Here is a 15,346-nt window from a genome sequence, read left to right as displayed (position 1 = left end):
AACGAATGCGATAAACGGCAAAATAAAAGAAAGCAGCGGAAAACTGCTTTCTCTCAGGCTTGTGAGCTAATCTCTGTTTTAGGCTGATCTTCATCTCTCAGAAGCTGGATAAAGGTTCTTTTTTGCAGATGATACAGGATGAGCACCAGAATACATCCTCCGCATGCAGCCATCAGGATCCAGACAGGCATTTTTTCAAGCAGGATGCCAAAAAAGATAAAGCCGAGCGGTGTCATGGCACTTGCTCCTGTTTCAAGGAGTGACATGACCCTGCCCCGATAGGCATCAGGCGTGCCTTTTTGCAGTAAAACCATCACAGGGATATTGACCACCATGATAACTGATGATAACAGCAGGACCATACCAATTAAAAAAGGAAACATGATGCTGTTTGAAATGCCCATTAAGCCAGGAAAATTCGGGAGGCCAAGCAGAGCAATGATCAGGGACATGGCCATTATGCCCCCAAAGATGGTCACTTCTTTTCTCTTTACTTCAGGACGGGCAGAAAGAGCGACCGACATAATCAGCATCCCGACAGAAAAGGCTCCTTCAATAATGCCCAGCTGAAGGGAACTCATTTCCCGTACAGTCAGAACCAGATAAGGCATGGCAACGGGAAAAACCGCGAACCAAAAATTCAGCCAGATGCTAATGATAATGAGATTTTTTATGAATGGCTGATTTTTCACATATGAAACACCCATTCTCAGATCATAGATCATACTCTTTTCTTCTGGTCTTTCTTTTTTCTCTGCAAATAGATTGTATTGAATTAGTAAACTGGTGATGCCGGAGACTGTGAAGGCGATGATGTTGATAAGCATGAAGACTGATAAATGAAAGATGCCAAAGAAGACGCCCCCAAGAACGGGTCCCAAGATGGCGGATGATGAAGCTGCGGCCTGATTGAGTGACATCGCTTTTTGCAGAGTATCAGGACCGACCATATTGTAAATCGCTGAAGTGACTGCCGCTGAATAAAAGGTATTCAAAATGCTTAGAACGGCTGTGGCTGTGTAGAGGAGCCAGATTTCCTGTGTGGCAAAAAGATACAGCAGCAAAATGGCAAGAAGCCAGACCGCACAGGCAAAATCGGAAATTATGATGATTTTTTTGCGGTCCCACCTGTCACTGAGCGCGCCCGCAACAGGGGAAAGCAGGATTCTTGGCAGCGCACTAAGAATGAGGGTTATGGCAAAGTTCAGGCTGGACCCTGTTTCTGCAAGGATATATAAGCCAATGGCAAAGCCGTAAATGGAGGAACCGAGCACCGCTGTCATTTTCCCTGTCAAAAACAGTGTTATATTTTTTTTGATCTGGGCTTCCATCTAATCTTCCTCCTCGGAATTAAGCAATTTGAAGCTGCAGGAGATTTCATATGAATTGCGCTTTATAGCTCCCTTTACGCTCTTTTCCATGTATTTAACCATTAGTTCATACAAATCGTCCTGAAATTCCTTTACTTCATCATCTGTGAGGGAGATGCTTATTCCCATAGAGCTGCTGGATCCTTTATCCTGCCCGTTCACTTCTTTCAAGTTGAATTGCGTCGCTTTTGAACGGTAATACTTTTCGATAATTCCCCTGTTTTCTTTCGTTTCCTCAATTTCCAGTATTTCGCCTTTATAAAGCTGCTGAATATGGTAATGAATGCTTCCTGCAGACTTTCCGAGCTCTTCAGCAACCTGTTTGGCTGTCATGGCTCTTTTAGCGAGGAGGTAAATAATTTTTATCCTTAACGGGCTGGATATCAGCTTCTGCTGTTCCAGATTGATCTCCATCGTTTTCTTGATTAAATCCAAAGTGGCTTCACCCTTTCTAATTCATTTATTTATTCTGATTTTATTATATGTTCTAAAAATTTTGAATGATACATTTTTTTAAAAAAATAACAAAGACATATCCCTACAGGGATAAGATTGTTTTCGGCAAACCAAATTTCACTCGCATTGAAATAGTAATCTTTACCCTCGACAATTTCGTATTTTCTGACAATATTATATAAAAAAAGCAAATGAGTATTGTCATAAATAGTAAAACAATATAGAATTTTCTTATAACCTCACAAAGAGGCAGGTGAAACGGTGGAAATCACAAAGCATTTTTTCTTTAATCTATCGCTCTTGATTGTCATCTTGTTTATTGTGCTGGTATGGGCGGAAAAAAGCTCTAAATTCCGGTTTTCCAAAGGCTGCTCTTTTATATGGCTTTTGTTCATGATCTGGATATGTTTTCAATTTTCCTATCAGCCAAGCACGCATTACTTTTTTGATTTACGATTGATACCTGTCATCATCGGCGGTTTATATGCGGGAATCGGCCCCGCATTAGCCGGGAGTGTGATTTTGATGAGAAGTTTTTATGGAATAGAACCTGGGTTTTATTCTAATATTCTTTTATATTTGCCCCTTGGGATTATTCTTTGGAGGCTCTATCCCTGGTTTTGGAAGCAGGTGCCGCGAAAAAGGATTCGCCTTTCGATTATCATTACCCTGATTTTAAGTGTGCAGACTGTTGTTGTTATGGAACTATCGGTGCCCCCTCAAAACCGGTTTGATGCCTGGTTTGCCTTCCTGGTGATTCCGCCACTGGGTGTCTTCATGATTTCATATGTATTTGAGTTTGCCAAAAGAAATCTGGATATCCGTGAAAATCTCGTACGGGCAGAAAAACTTGAAGCTGTGGAGCAAATGGGAGCTGCCATCTCACATGAAATCCGCAACCCTCTGACGGCTGCAATCGGATTTGTGCAGCTGCTGCAGGAACAGCGGCTGCCGCCACGAAAAAGGGTCGAGTATTTGGGCATCGTGAAAGCCGAACTGGAATCGGCAGAACAGGTCATTCAAAATTATTTAACCTTTTCCAAGCCTTCCTTAGATAAAATCGAAGAAATTAATGTAAAAAAAGAACTAATTCAAGTCATGAATATATTAAAACCGACCGCCAACCAGAATTCCGTAGAGATCAATGCCCATTTTGCCCTTCTCGGATCGATTAAAGGTGATCGGCAAAAATTCCACCAATGTTTTCTGAATGTAATTAAAAATTCAATTGAGGCCATGCCGCGCGGCGGGCAATTATACATAGAAACACACTATAGCAGCAGCCAGATCACCATCGAAATAAAAGACACCGGTGTCGGCATGACGTCCGATCAGCTTCAGCGTTTAGGTGAACCCTACTATTCCACAAAAGGCTCCAAAGGGACCGGCCTTGGAATGATGGTTGTTTTCAGTATTGTAAGGGCCATGGATGGCAGTGTTCGCGTCAAAAGCGAAATCGGTAAAGGCACCGTTTTCAGGTTTACTTTTCCGAACTTTAAGTCGAAGATACATAATGAATAAAAAACAGCAGGGGCAGCCTGCTGTTTTTTTACTGCTTAACATGATTCTACTATCTGCTTCACTTCAAGATGCTTCGTGCAGTTATACAGCTCACAATCCCACTGGCTTTCTTTGATCAAAAGCTTTGTGATGGATGTGTTTTTCAGCGGGGAGGACAGATCCGTGTGCGGCACCAGTTCTCTTAAAAGATGGCGGATGAAGGAGCCGTGGCTTACGATCAGCACGTTTTCGCCCGGGTGCTTATCTGTAATTTCCTGGAGGAACTCAAGTCCTCTATTAATGATGTTTTCTTTCGGCTCAAAACCGAGGTCCATTTCCCGCCAGTCTTTGCCCCATTTTTCAAGACGCTCTGCTTCGGTTGTGCCTTCAATCATTCCGCCGCCGACTTCCCTTATTCGGGGATCGAGGTGAAGGGGAATGGAACCGATTTTCTCCTGGATGGCTTCTGCAGTCTGCTTTGCCCTCAGGAGATTGCTTGAGTAAATCACATCCCAGCTTTCTCCGCCAAGCCGTTCTGCCAGGCGTCCTGCCTCAGTCAATCCTTCTTCATGGAGAGGAATATCCGAGCTTCCCTGCGCCCGCCCCTCCTTATTCCAGGCTGTAATCCCGTGCCTGATCAATCCGATATTTGTCATCTATAACACGTCCTTTCTTTCACTTGCTTCGAATTCAATTAAAATAGGGATTTTGCTCTTGGAGGATTCAAATAGATGGACAGCTTTCGAAAAATAGAATCTCGCCATCTGCAAATGGAATAGCGGCTTCAGCAAATAGGCTTCACCCTCATCACCTGCCGAACCAGAAATATCCGCTCAGGACTAGGAAGCTGATCAAAAAGATAAAGCTCTTATGCCTTAGTGCGTTTTTTCCAGCCGGTTTTCTTACTCCGCCGAAAAAGAAATAAAAAGACCCGGCAGCAAAGATAAAATAGGCAGCTACTTGAAGAAACAATTCCATAAGATCCCCCCTATTATGTAAAAAGAGCGGTGCTTGCCGCTCCTGAAGCTAATCTACTTTTCTTATGCTTGTAAAAGGATACCAGACAAATTCGCTGACGCCGATAATCCGCTCCTTCTCAATAAATCCGAGTCCATTTCGGCTGTCCAGGCTGACAAGGCGGTTGTCGCCCATCACGAAATAGTGATCTTCCGGAACAGTGAGGGGGCCGAAGTCGCCGGTCAGTTTGTTGACAATTCCTTCTGCTGCTTTGCGATTTTCTGAGAGATAGTCTTCATCCCGCTGCTTGCCGTTTATATACAGGTGGTCATCTTTCATTTCCAGTTCATCGCCAGGGAATCCTATTAATCTTTTAACATAGTTTTTTTCTTCGCCCTTGATGATGACAATATCGCCTCTGTCCGGTTCTTCAAATTTATTTACGAATATTTTTTCTTCGTCATGAAGGGTAGGATCCATGGAGGCTCCTTCCACATAGTAAGGTGAAAAAAGGAAGACCCTGATCACCATAGCGATTCCAAAGGCAATCAGAATAGATTTCAGCCAGCTCGCTATTTCATGTTTATTCAATATGTTCCACCAAAGCTTTCTGCAGCCATATACCGGTCTTTGATTAAGGTGCGGTGATGAAGTTCATGGCCGGCAATGATATAGGCGATGGCCCGGGCGGTTACTTCCGTGCCGTTGGCATTCCCTCTCCTTAGCAGTGACTCATCATCCAGGCTTTTTAGTAAAGCAATCGTGTTTTGGCGTACATAGGACAGCTGCTCTACTAGTTCCCGGATGCTGAAACGGTTGAATTGCCCATTCTTCACATACTCATTATCATCATAGCCCGGCAGCTTGGCCAAATCCCCTCTGCCAATGCAAAGCAGGCGGTAGCTCATAATGCGTTCGGTATCTGTGATATGCCCGATAACTTCTTTAACGGTCCATTTTTCCGGAGCATAACGGAATTGAGCCTGATCCTCATTCAGATCTTTTACCAGATTCATCGTTTCCTTTATTTGCTCATCGAGGATCTGCAGCAGGTCCCCTTCCGGTACGGAGCTGACATATTTCTCATAATAGGGTGCATATTCATTGGATTTAGGTTTCTTTAACATCGTGTTCCCTCCCATTCTGTTACCTTATTTTACTAAATTTCTATTTCCAGAGCCAATATTAGGTTTGAAATAGCTCGCCCCGGACTGCTTTTATATAGCGTTTTGCTGACCGCTGCACTGCAAGGTCTGCCTCTTTTTTTATTACTCTGTGGAACGCGTTGTAAAGCCGCTCAAATGTTAGCGTTTTTATTTTGCCAGCCATTCGTTCTACCGTTTCAGCCGGAAGAGGGATGAGATTCGGGTAGCTGTACATGAAACTGACCCACCCACTGTCTGCGACAACCTGAATGATGTCGCCGGTGAGCAGAACGCCTATGCCATGATTCCCATTTTCCCAATGAAGGACAGCACCGCCTTTAAAATGGCCGCCAAGGCGGTGGATGACCAGGCCATCTTGAACTTTAAGCGTTTCTCCGCTCCAGAAAATAATGTGTTTACTGTCCTTCATCACCCATTCCCTATCGTCTTCGTGTATATAGATCGGCACATTGAATGTTTCCGCCCATTCCGCCTGAGCTGAATAGTAATGAGGATGTGACAGTGCGATAGCGTCTATTCCTCCCAGATCTTTTATCGTTTCAATCGTGGGCTCATCAAGATAGGTAATACAGTCCCACATCAGATTAAAACCGTTATGCTGAATAAGATAAGCTGTCTGGCCGATGGCAAACTCCGGCACTGTTTTCATGCTGTATAGGCTGGATTCCTCCTGCTGTATTTTATTTATATAAATTTGGCTTTCCTCCATTTCATGTAATGTTGTCCATTCCTGGCCGCGAGGGCCAACGTACTGGCGCTCTTCCATGCAGATCGGGCAGCTTTCAGGCTGATGGACCGAAAAAGGAAATTGTGTTCCGCACGTTTTGCATATATATTTTTCCATAAGAATTGCCTCCGTTTCTCATATTGGTTACATTACCCATTTTAATGCTGGAAACGTTATGCTAAATCGCCGTTCTGGCTGAAAATGGCTACAACTTTAGCCTGAAAACTTATACTTTAAGCCTAAGGTAAAAACCTCAAAGTCCAGCTTTTCATAATAGCCCGCTTTCTCCTCCTCAGCCATCAATTGTACATGCAGCCGTGCCTTCGAGCACTCTTCTGCCAGCCTTCGCACCATTTCCTTTCCGATGCCCTGGCTGCGATAAGCTGGATCAACGATTAATCCGCAAAGATAGGCGTTAATGACTCCGTCTGAAATAATGCGCCCTGTCCCGATCAGGCACTCTCTATCAAAGGCACCGATCACAAGCCAGCTCTGCTTCATCGCCTGATGCAGCTTTTCTTTCGGCAGCTTCAAAAATTCATTCCAGCCGTCCTTTTCATATAACTGAAATAATTGATCCTGATCCGGTATGGCAAATTCATATTTGATCATAAAAAATCTCCTTATCAATGGAATGATACTCTTATTCTGGCTTCAGGCGGAAAATCCTTTTTCTTAACGTTTTTCAAGCATTGATACACAGGCTTCCTCAATAGGTTCCGTATTCTCTGTTACAAACTCATATGTAGAAGAGCATTTTTCACAAAACTTAACGACATCCCAAACCACTTCTTTTTACCATAGTAATAGATTATGTTCGGCTCATCTTTGAAAATGATATAATAATGGGCCTGGTAAAAATCAAGATTGATGTCCATTTTAGGTATGTTATCGCTGTGCTCCTGAAAATCATTTTCGTCATAGCCTGTTCCATCCAGATGCTTCTTCACCTCATGGGTTATCCATTGCTATTATTCAATACATAAAGAAAAAGGACAGGGGAAGCCAGAAATAACTAGCCTGCAGTAATCAACAGTAATTTTTTCATGACTCCCAGGTCATTTGTTTAGTGTAATTTTACATCACCAACAACTTAGGATGGTGATTTTTCTTTATGAAACTTTTTTGGCTGCCGCCCGTATTACATAATAACGAACTAATATTAGGAGAGATTCTTATGGGAAATATTTTTATTTTTTCACTGATTGCCGGACTGGCAATTTCTATCCTGCTGATTCCGTTCAGCTATAAACCGAAGACTAAGGCGAAGGAAAAGGAACGCAGGAAACTTGGGACCGGAATTATGGCCGGCACCGCCGCTGTGTCTGTGCTGCTTGTTTTTTCCGTGTATTATTTCACCAATCTGGACCGGAACTTGACCGGCCTATGGCTATTTGCGGTTATCTCTTCATTAATTGGAGCTGTTCTTGCGACAGGCAGGGAACGAATGATCAAAACGGGTCTGTTTGCCATCAGTCTAATCGCAGGGATATTCTTTCTGACAGCTTTTCTATTCAATGCAGATGATAAATATGAAAGTGCCAAAATGAATGAAAAAACGGAGATTGAGGCGTTTGATGAAAAGGAAACACCAGCGAGCGTGCCGCCGCAGTTTGCGCGCAATAAGATGAAGAAGGCATTCGGGCAGGTTCCGAACACGAGCTATTATGAACTTGGCAGCCTGCAGATCCAGAAAGTCGATGGGAAATATGTTTATATTGCGCCTGTAGAGTTTTCGGGTTTTTTCAAATGGTGGAATGGGGATAAAACACCTGGTTATTTTACAATCAGCGCGACTGACTCCTCAGCCAATCCAAAGTTTGTGAAAAGCGATATGGTGTATACACCATCCTCTTATTTTAATAAAAATATTGAGCGTCATATCCGGATGCAGTATCCGCAGGCCATTTTTTACGGAGATGTGCAGCTGGAAGTGGATGACGACGGAAAGCCGTTTTATATCCGTTCATATGGAGAGTTTATTTCGGCGAGAAATGGCTTTGATGTTCAAGGAGTGGTCATGGTTGACCCGCTGAACGGACAGACGAAGTCCTATAAACTTGCGGATGTGCCGGCCTTTATTGATGGAGCTGTTTCCCCTGAAACGGTCAGTCTGCAGAACAGCTATTTCGGGAATTATGTCCACGGCTTCTGGAACAGCAAATTCGGAAAATCCGATGTAAGGCTTCCATCAGATGAAGGAACGGAAGCCAATGTGAGTCCGATTTTTGATGAAAATGGCGACATGTATTACTTTACAGATTTTACAAGTCCAAAAGAAGGCGTCGATTCAATGCTGGGCTATTCTCTGACAAATTCAAGGACGGGCGAAGCGACCTTCTTTACAGGTAATCTTGAGGACTCTTATATGGATTCCCAGGGCGCCCTCCAGATTATCGAGAAGAAATTCATCGAGAAAAAATGGAGCGGCGAAATGCCTGTTCTTTATAACTTCTACGGGGAAGCCAGCTGGCTGACACCTGTGCTTGATGCCAATGGATTCCTGCAGAACTACTTTATTGTATCAGCTGCCAATCCGGAAATATCTGTATATGGGACAACGCCAAATGAAGCATTGCGTTTATATAAAACCGCTTTGCAGCGAGGCGGAGGCACGGTAGACGGAAGCTCGAAAGCAGAGGAAAAACAGATGAGCGGAACTGTACTGCGGGTGTACAAGGAGAAATCCGGCGAATTCACAATCGTATCATTCCTGATGGAAAACCGCCAGAGCTACGTGGTTTCATCTGAAACCGTGCCGATGGCCATTTATCTTCAGGAAGGCGATCAGGCAGACGTTAACTACCTGGATACAGGTGAGGCATTCCTGCCAGTGAAGGAAATGACCATTAAAGGATTGGAATAGATCAAAAACACGATGAAGACATCCTTCATCGTGTTTTCTATTACTCTGCTATTATGTTCGCTGATTTAATGGCACTGGATAGCGTGGATTTGATGCTGACGTGATCAAATGACAAACCGAGCTGTACTGCGGTCTGGGCAATTTCCGGTCTTAAGCCGGAGATTGTTGTCTTTACGCCGATCAGGCTTAGCGCTTCTATCAGCTGGAAAAGCTGATGGGCTACCATGGTATCAATCATGACTACGCCTGAAAGGTCAAGGAACAGCTGGTTGACGCCTAATTTATTGCATTGCTGAAGTGTATTTTCTAGCATGGCTTTTGCGCGGGCCGTATCAATATCCCCAACAAGCGGCAGAAGTGCGATATCTTCTGTCAGAGAAATGACCGGGGAACTGAGTTCAAGGATTAAAGCCTGCTGAGCCTGCAGCCTCTTTTGGGAATGATTATTATACTCTTCCGTGAACCAGGTAACCACCTCACCAATGGTTCTAATAATCATCCTGCGCCATAAGGTAATTTGTTTTTCATCATATTGGCCCTGGTTAAATTCAACGAACTGCTCAAGCAAGTTCAAATATTGTTCCTGGGTGTTAAAGAACTCCTGCAGGATCATCTCCAGAGGCGTGCGGAGGTGTTCATCATCCTGCGCCACTTTGACAATCCAGCTTTCCAGCTCATGAAAGAAAGCGACTTCTTCTTTATGGAAGACTTCGGAGAACTGCTTGTGGAATTCGTAATTTTGCTTCTTTACTCGTTCAATCACAGCGGGGTCTTCTGAGGTATATATTCCGCCGCTCTCTTCTTTGTTCACATTTTTATACCATTCTTCTGTTAAGTCCCAGGTTTTTTCAAGGAAAAATTGATATAGATCATGATTACGATGCATGCCTGTCTCCCCTAACCGAACTGCTATTTCAATATTATTATTTTAACCTATGAGAAATAAAGTGTCGATTTTAAGCCCTTAACTATTTTCCGCTAATTCCCTGCTGTTCGCATACTGATGGTCTGCCCCTTGTCTCGGAAGCATAATGCTTAAGGCGGATGCCAGAACAAGAAGTACGATGGACGCAATGAAAGAACTGTCATAACTCCCTGTCAGATCAAATATTACACCAGGGAAGAAGGAACCAAGTGCAGAACCCAGCTGATGGCTCAAATAAATCCAGCCAATCACCGCTCCGGCGGAAAGATGGCTGAAATATTCCGCAGCCAGTTTCATCGTCGGCGCGACAGTGGCAAAATTGACAATCCCAAAGCTGATGGCAAACAGAATCAACAAATGGGATTGAGTGACGAAATAGCCAAACAGGGAAGCATCATTCACGATGATGAGCAGAAGAACAATGGTCAGGGCCCGAATTCCATAGAGAAAGGCAAGGATCCTTCTGCAATTCCACCTATCTGCGAGGAACCCGGAAACGACTGTGCCGAGAATATTAAAGCCGGCAAGCAGACTGACAGCGGCACCGGTAACGCCAGGCGTAAATCCGCAATACTGGGCAAAGGGAATAAGATGGGTATCCATCAGGCCTGTAGTGGTGACGCCGCAAACGAAAAACGGGAGCATGAGAAACAGGAATTCTTTTCGCTTTAAGAGCTGGAATATAGATAGCGTTCCTTTTGTCGCTTCCTTTTTCCCCTGCCTCTCCTTCGCATTATCACTCACTTTCACTCCATAAGCCTCGATATTTAGATCTGCCGGGTTCGAACGGATAAAGAGCAGAAGAAGCGGAAAAATGAATACAATCAAGAAGCAGCCGAGCACAAGAACGGTTGTCTTCCAGCCCATCTGGTCAATTAGGAATAAGGACAGCGGCACAAGAATAAGCTGCCCTGCGGCTGTTCCTGCAGACATCAGTCCCATGGCCATTCCCTTTTTATCGGCAAACCAGGTCGCCACTGCCATCGTTCCCGCTACATTGGATGCACCTCCAAAACCAACCGAGGCGATTACACCATAAATGATAATCAGCTGAACAGCATTAGTAGTGAAAAAGGTCAGAAGTGTTGAAAAACCGATCACCAAAATGCTGCAGGACAGAATATAGCGGATGCCATATTTATCAATCAGCCTGCCAACATACGGCTGTGAAATGGCAAAAACAATATAGCTGACAAAGGCAACGAAGGATATGACACTGCGATTCGCGGAAAACTCATGCTCCCATGGCGCCATAAACGCCCCGAACGACAAGCGTACACCCTGTGCAGCCAGCAACGCCAAAAACGTCAATATTAAAATAATCCATGCATAATGAACCTTCAGGCGCTTCACGATGTGAACCTTCTTTCCGGTGATAGGCACCTATACAGGTTGCTTAAATGATATAGATGCCTGCCACTTTTTTAAGAATAATCATACCATACAATTTTTACAACTTTCTAAATTTTGCCTGTTTTTCGTGGTTATTCAACAATTATCCTTTCAATCAAACGTTTGATTGAAAGAACAGACATTCCTTCTTATACTTGATTTTTTCCCGGGAAATAGGTGCAGGAATTGTCGGAGCTTTGGATGGTTTTCGACAATAAATAAAGGCCATTCCCTTGTTGGAAATGGCCTTTACCTTTTATACAGCCTGTTTTTGCTGTTCCTGCTTCATTAATTTCATTTCACTAATGGCTTTCTTAGCCTTATTTTCATCAAATTCATTCTCGCTTTTTGCTACAACCATCGTTGCGATTCCGTTTCCGATCAGGTTCACTATTGCTCTTCCTTCACTCATGAAGCGGTCTACACCAAGAAGAAGAGCCAATCCTTCAAGAGGGATAACCTGTAGTGCGGCAAGCGTCGATGCCAATACGATAAATCCGCTGCCTGTGACACCCGCGGCACCTTTTGAAGTCAGCATGAGCACTAAGAGAATGGTAACCTGCTGTCCGATTGTCAGATCCACTCCGAACACTTGTGCAAGGAAGACAACTGCCATGGACAGGTAGATGGATGTACCGTCCAGGTTAAAGGAGTAACCTGTTGGAATGACCAGACCCACAACCGATTTGGAGCAGCCGATGCGCTCCATTTTATCCATCATTCTCGGTAGCACTGATTCTGATGAACTTGTGCCTAATACGATTAAAATTTCATCTTTGATGAACTTCAGATAATTCCATAAGCTGAATCCGTACATTTTGCAGATAATATTTAAAACAACAAAGATAAATAAGAACATCGTCACGTACACGGAAACCATCAGTTTGCCAAGCGGAACAAGTGAAGCCAGTCCGAAATGTCCGATGGTATAGGCCATGGCTCCAAAGGCTCCAAGCGGGGCTGCCTTCATGACATAGCCGATGATTTTAAAGAAGACTAATGATAGCTTATCCAAAAATTCAATGACGATTTTGCCCTTTTCTCCAAGTGCAGCCAAACCGACACCAAATAAGATAGAGAAGAATAATACCTGCAGGATATCCCCTTTTGCAAAGGCATCCACCATGTTGGAAGGAACAATATGTGTCACAAACTCAATCCAATTGATGCCTTCTCCGCCATTGGCTGTATACTGTGAAACATCCCCTTTTTCCAATTCATTAAAGTTCAGTCCTGCACCAGGTTTTATGACATTAACGACGATCAGACCGATCATTAAAGCAAGTGTAGTAACAACCTCAAAATAGATGAACGCTTTGCCGCCAACCTTGCCGACTTTTTTCATATCACCCATTTTGGCGATTCCAAGGACGATGGTCAGGAAAATAATCGGGGCGATGACCATTTTGACTGCGCTGATGAAGGTGTCGCCTACCGGCTTCATTTCTTTTCCGACTTCCGGCCAAATCAGTCCGACCATAACACCGATAAAAATAGCCGTTAACACCTGAAAGGTTAAATTCTTATAAATCCGCTGCTTCTTCACTTTTATCTCATCTCCTTTTTTCTAACTATTCATTCTATTAGAAATGATAGCGTTTTCAGATAAAAGCGAGAAGCTTATGGTCATAACGGATATTTTGTTCATTTTGGTCTCGGGATGTTAACTAAACGATGACATACCGATTGACTGGCCTGCCCACTCCCCCGTATTGCACATCCAGCCGGATTGCACCGCCTTTTTCAAGATAATCGAGATAGCGGCGGGCGGTTACTCTGGCTATGCCGATGCCGTTGGCGACTTCTTCGGCAGAGCGGGGTTCGGTCTGCTGCTGCATGAAAGAAGTAATTTCATTCAAGGTGAATTCATTCAGTCCTTTTGGCAGAACATTTTCTTCTTTTTTCGCCTGCCTGGCATAAATAAGGGCATCGAGCTGATCCTGTGACAATGTGCCTGATTCCTTCAGGCTCTCCCTGTAATGGCGGTATTTTTCAAGAGCCTGCTGAATTCTGTTCAGCTTAAAAGGTTTAATGATATAATCTCTTGCGCCATTTTGAAGCATCAGCTTAATGGTTTCCTTATCTTTTGCAGCGGAAACGACGATGACATCAGAATCGAGGTGCTGCTTTCTGAATTCATGCAGAGTTTGTATGCCATCTTTTTTTGGCATAAAAATATCCAAAATAACCAGGTCAGGCTTCAGTTTTTCCGCAAGGCTGATGCCTTCCTCCCCATTTCCGGCTGCCGCAATAATCTTAAATCCATCCACACTTGCAATGAATTCTCTATTAACTTCCTGGACCATTGGGTCATCTTCAATCAGCAGCACACTGATTTCTTCTTTAACCGCCATATGCTTCTCCCTTCGCTTCCATTGGAAAAGTGATCGTAAAGGAAGTTCCTTCATCCCTGCCAGTTGAAACCTCGATCGCTCCTCCGCCTTTTTCTGTAATTTGTTTGACAAGGTAAAGCCCATAGCCTGTTCCGCCTGATTTTTTGGCGGTAAATCCTTTTTCATATAGCTTCGGCAATATCGCTTCTTCTATCCCGCTGCCGTTATCTTCCACCAGCACCGCACAAATCTCATCCGTCTGTTCAATGCTGATATCTATTTTTCGATCTTCACGTTCACTATGCTCAAAAGCCCCGAAAGCATTCTCAATCAGATTGCCCAGGAGCAAAACAAAGTCATGGTGATCCAGGCGGTTTGGAAACTCCTCCAGATTACTGTTTGGGTCGATAACCACCGTGATGCCCAATTCCTTTCCGCGCCGTACCTTACTTAATAATAGGCCTGCAATGGCATCGTTCCTGATTTTATCGCTGAGGAAATTTGAGAGGTTTTCCTGCTCTTCAGATGCATCAAACGTCAGCTTTAAAGCTTTGTCTGCTTTCCCGAGCTGAATCAATCCGGCAATGGTGTGAAGCTTGTTCATATGTTCATGGTTCTGCACTCTCAGCGCCTCAACAAAGCTTTTTACACCGGTCAGCTCTTCGGCTAGCTTCGTGACTTCCGTGCGGTCCTGGAAAATAGCTACCGCTCCGATCATTTCGCTGTCTTTCCGGATGGGAATTCTGGTGCTTAAGATGACCTTGCCGCTTACAATGATTTGTTCATTATAAACTGCACGGCTGCGCTCCACTATTTCAGGAAGCCTGGTGTCTTTTAAAACAGATCTGATTTTTTTGCCGGCGACATCGCCAGTTACGTTAAAAATTTTCTTTGCCTTTTCATTGAAAATCGTAATGTTTTCCTGGTTATCGATCGCGATTACGCCTTCATTGATCGAATGAAAGGTGGCTGTCCTTTCCTCCAGCATCCGTTTGATTTCATGGGGCTCAAGCTGGAACATCTGCTTTTTAATATGATTGGCAAGCATCAAAGAGCCGATCAGTCCAAATATGAGCGTCAGCAGGACAATAATGCTGATTTCGTCTGTAAGATCAGTGATAATCTCCGTAATTGAAGGGATCTTATTGCCGACAACGACCACTCCGATTTGATTGAGGCTTTCATCTTTAATCGGGATAAATGCGCGAATAAAGGTACCGACGTCTCCCTCTGCCTTGGAAAAATAAATATGCTCGGCAAAAGCCGGTTTCTCGTCCTCACCTGCAGATGGTTGGCCGATCAGTTCCCTGACCGGATGGGAATAGCGGATACGCTCCATATTCATGATCACGATATAGTCTGTTTCATTAATAATCCGGATTTCCTCTGCAACTTTATTAACCGTCTTCCAGCCCTGCGGCTGCAGGATTCCTTTTTTTACATCTGACAGCTCTGCCACCGTCCTGGCTGTATTCATCGAACGTATCCTCAGTTCTTTTTCTTCCTGCTCCTGGATGTTTGCAATAACGACCATTCCGCCAATCAATAAAGAAAAAATAACGACTGCATAAGACAGGATGGTAATCTTCCAGCGGATGGGCATCTGATTCACAAAGGTCCCTCCCTTCTGTCTTTACGGATAGAATTCTTGTAA

General features: G+C 43.9%; 16 protein-coding genes. 2 read left to right on the top strand and 14 right to left on the bottom strand.

The annotated features are described in order from the left end of the window. Nucleotides 1–53: 53 nt before the first annotated feature. Both ACR42H_RS04940 and ACR42H_RS04935 read right to left on the bottom strand, forming a co-directional pair. Nucleotides 54–1,331, bottom strand: coding sequence for an MFS transporter (locus tag ACR42H_RS04940; RefSeq protein ID WP_113883004.1), 1,278 nt, complete (start codon nt 1,329–1,331; stop codon nt 54–56). After that, nucleotides 1,332–1,784, bottom strand: a complete 453-nt coding sequence (locus tag ACR42H_RS04935; protein WP_113883227.1) for an ArsR/SmtB family transcription factor — start codon at nt 1,782–1,784, stop codon at nt 1,332–1,334. A gap of 303 nt (nt 1,785–2,087) precedes the next feature. On the opposite strand from ACR42H_RS04935, the gene ACR42H_RS04930 reads away from it, so the two are divergent. Next, on the top strand, nt 2,088–3,347 hold the full coding sequence (locus ACR42H_RS04930; protein WP_436374922.1) for an ATP-binding protein: 1,260 nt from the start codon (nt 2,088–2,090) through the stop codon (nt 3,345–3,347). A 35-nt stretch (nt 3,348–3,382) separates the two neighbouring features. On the opposite strand, the gene ACR42H_RS04925 is transcribed toward ACR42H_RS04930, so the two are convergent. The 7 genes from ACR42H_RS04925 to ACR42H_RS04895 all read right to left on the bottom strand — a co-directional run bounded on the left by ACR42H_RS04925 (nt 3,383) and on the right by ACR42H_RS04895 (nt 7,126). Further along, on the bottom strand, nt 3,383–3,982 hold the full coding sequence (locus tag ACR42H_RS04925) for a histidine phosphatase family protein (protein ID WP_436374921.1): 600 nt from the start codon (nt 3,980–3,982) through the stop codon (nt 3,383–3,385). Nucleotides 3,983–4,133: 151 nt separating this feature from the next. Beyond that, nucleotides 4,134–4,304 (bottom strand): hypothetical protein, encoded by a 171-nt coding sequence (locus tag ACR42H_RS04920; RefSeq protein WP_166672505.1) that lies wholly within the window; start codon nt 4,302–4,304, stop codon nt 4,134–4,136. 48 nt (nt 4,305–4,352) lie between these two features. Beyond that, a complete protein-coding gene (gene lepB / locus ACR42H_RS04915) occupies nt 4,353–4,874 on the bottom strand; it encodes a signal peptidase I (protein ID WP_113883001.1) in 522 nt (173 codons plus the stop codon). Beyond that, the gene (locus ACR42H_RS04910) at nt 4,871–5,410 is read right to left on the bottom strand and encodes a DinB family protein (protein WP_436374920.1); all 540 of its coding nucleotides are present in this window, start codon (nt 5,408–5,410) and stop codon (nt 4,871–4,873) included. The genes lepB and ACR42H_RS04910 overlap by 4 nt, the downstream gene beginning before the upstream one ends. Nucleotides 5,411–5,468: 58 nt before the next feature. Further along, a complete protein-coding gene (locus ACR42H_RS04905; protein WP_436374919.1) occupies nt 5,469–6,293 on the bottom strand; it encodes an MBL fold metallo-hydrolase in 825 nt (274 codons plus the stop codon). Nucleotides 6,294–6,389: 96 nt separating this feature from the next. Then, the gene (locus ACR42H_RS04900; RefSeq protein ID WP_113882998.1) at nt 6,390–6,788 is read right to left on the bottom strand and encodes a GNAT family N-acetyltransferase; all 399 of its coding nucleotides are present in this window, start codon (nt 6,786–6,788) and stop codon (nt 6,390–6,392) included. A 119-nt stretch (nt 6,789–6,907) separates the two neighbouring features. Continuing rightward, nucleotides 6,908–7,126 carry a hypothetical protein gene (locus ACR42H_RS04895; protein WP_436374918.1) on the bottom strand — a complete coding sequence of 73 codons (219 nt, stop codon included), beginning with the start codon at nt 7,124–7,126 and terminating at the stop codon, nt 6,908–6,910. A gap of 227 nt (nt 7,127–7,353) precedes the next feature. Here ACR42H_RS04895 and ACR42H_RS04890 point away from each other — a divergent pair, with 227 nt between their 5' ends. Further along, the gene (locus ACR42H_RS04890) at nt 7,354–9,042 is read left to right on the top strand and encodes a hypothetical protein (protein ID WP_113882997.1); all 1,689 of its coding nucleotides are present in this window, start codon (nt 7,354–7,356) and stop codon (nt 9,040–9,042) included. A gap of 40 nt (nt 9,043–9,082) precedes the next feature. Here ACR42H_RS04890 and ACR42H_RS04885 read toward each other — a convergent pair whose 3' ends face one another. From ACR42H_RS04885 to ACR42H_RS04865, 5 genes are all read right to left on the bottom strand, one after another. Continuing rightward, nucleotides 9,083–9,928 (bottom strand): STAS domain-containing protein, encoded by an 846-nt coding sequence (locus tag ACR42H_RS04885; protein ID WP_436374917.1) that lies wholly within the window; start codon nt 9,926–9,928, stop codon nt 9,083–9,085. A 78-nt stretch (nt 9,929–10,006) separates the two neighbouring features. After that, a complete protein-coding gene (locus ACR42H_RS04880; RefSeq protein ID WP_436374916.1) occupies nt 10,007–11,320 on the bottom strand; it encodes an MFS transporter in 1,314 nt (437 codons plus the stop codon). 295 nt (nt 11,321–11,615) lie between these two features. Next, nucleotides 11,616–12,905 carry a C4-dicarboxylate transporter DctP gene (gene dctP / locus ACR42H_RS04875; protein WP_436374915.1) on the bottom strand — a complete coding sequence of 430 codons (1,290 nt, stop codon included), beginning with the start codon at nt 12,903–12,905 and terminating at the stop codon, nt 11,616–11,618. A 121-nt stretch (nt 12,906–13,026) separates the two neighbouring features. Then, nucleotides 13,027–13,713, bottom strand: coding sequence for a response regulator (locus tag ACR42H_RS04870; RefSeq protein WP_436374914.1), 687 nt, complete (start codon nt 13,711–13,713; stop codon nt 13,027–13,029). Beyond that, on the bottom strand, nt 13,703–15,295 hold the full coding sequence (locus ACR42H_RS04865) for an ATP-binding protein (protein ID WP_436376841.1): 1,593 nt from the start codon (nt 15,293–15,295) through the stop codon (nt 13,703–13,705). Before ACR42H_RS04865 ends, ACR42H_RS04870 begins: the two co-directional genes overlap by 11 nt. Nucleotides 15,296–15,346 lie beyond the last annotated feature (51 nt).

The organism is Cytobacillus sp. BC1816 (genome assembly GCF_051353635.1).
Classification (GTDB): domain Bacteria; phylum Bacillota; class Bacilli; order Bacillales; family Cytobacillaceae; genus Cytobacillus; species Cytobacillus oceanisediminis_C.
Note: the sequence above shows the minus strand (reverse complement) of the source record. Positions and strands in the feature narration are given on the sequence as shown.

Excerpts from the sequence above, each read along its gene's own strand:
- ACR42H_RS04940 (WP_113883004.1), bottom strand. The coding sequence starts at position 1,331 with ATGGAAGCCCAGATCAAAAAAAATATAACACTGTTTTTGACAGGGAAA.
- ACR42H_RS04935 (WP_113883227.1), bottom strand. The coding sequence starts at position 1,784 with ATGGAGATCAATCTGGAACAGCAGAAGCTGATATCCAGCCCGTTAAGG.
- ACR42H_RS04925 (WP_436374921.1), bottom strand. The coding sequence starts at position 3,982 with ATGACAAATATCGGATTGATCAGGCACGGGATTACAGCCTGGAATAAG.
- ACR42H_RS04920 (WP_166672505.1), bottom strand. The coding sequence starts at position 4,304 with ATGGAATTGTTTCTTCAAGTAGCTGCCTATTTTATCTTTGCTGCCGGG.
- ACR42H_RS04910 (WP_436374920.1), bottom strand. The coding sequence starts at position 5,410 with ATGTTAAAGAAACCTAAATCCAATGAATATGCACCCTATTATGAGAAA.
- ACR42H_RS04905 (WP_436374919.1), bottom strand. The coding sequence starts at position 6,293 with ATGGAAAAATATATATGCAAAACGTGCGGAACACAATTTCCTTTTTCG.
- ACR42H_RS04900 (WP_113882998.1), bottom strand. The coding sequence starts at position 6,788 with ATGATCAAATATGAATTTGCCATACCGGATCAGGATCAATTATTTCAG.
- ACR42H_RS04890 (WP_113882997.1), top strand. The coding sequence starts at position 7,354 with ATGGGAAATATTTTTATTTTTTCACTGATTGCCGGACTGGCAATTTCT.
- ACR42H_RS04885 (WP_436374917.1), bottom strand. The coding sequence starts at position 9,928 with ATGCATCGTAATCATGATCTATATCAATTTTTCCTTGAAAAAACCTGG.
- ACR42H_RS04870 (WP_436374914.1), bottom strand. The coding sequence starts at position 13,713 with ATGGCGGTTAAAGAAGAAATCAGTGTGCTGCTGATTGAAGATGACCCA.
- ACR42H_RS04865 (WP_436376841.1), bottom strand. The coding sequence starts at position 15,295 with ATGCCCATCCGCTGGAAGATTACCATCCTGTCTTATGCAGTCGTTATT.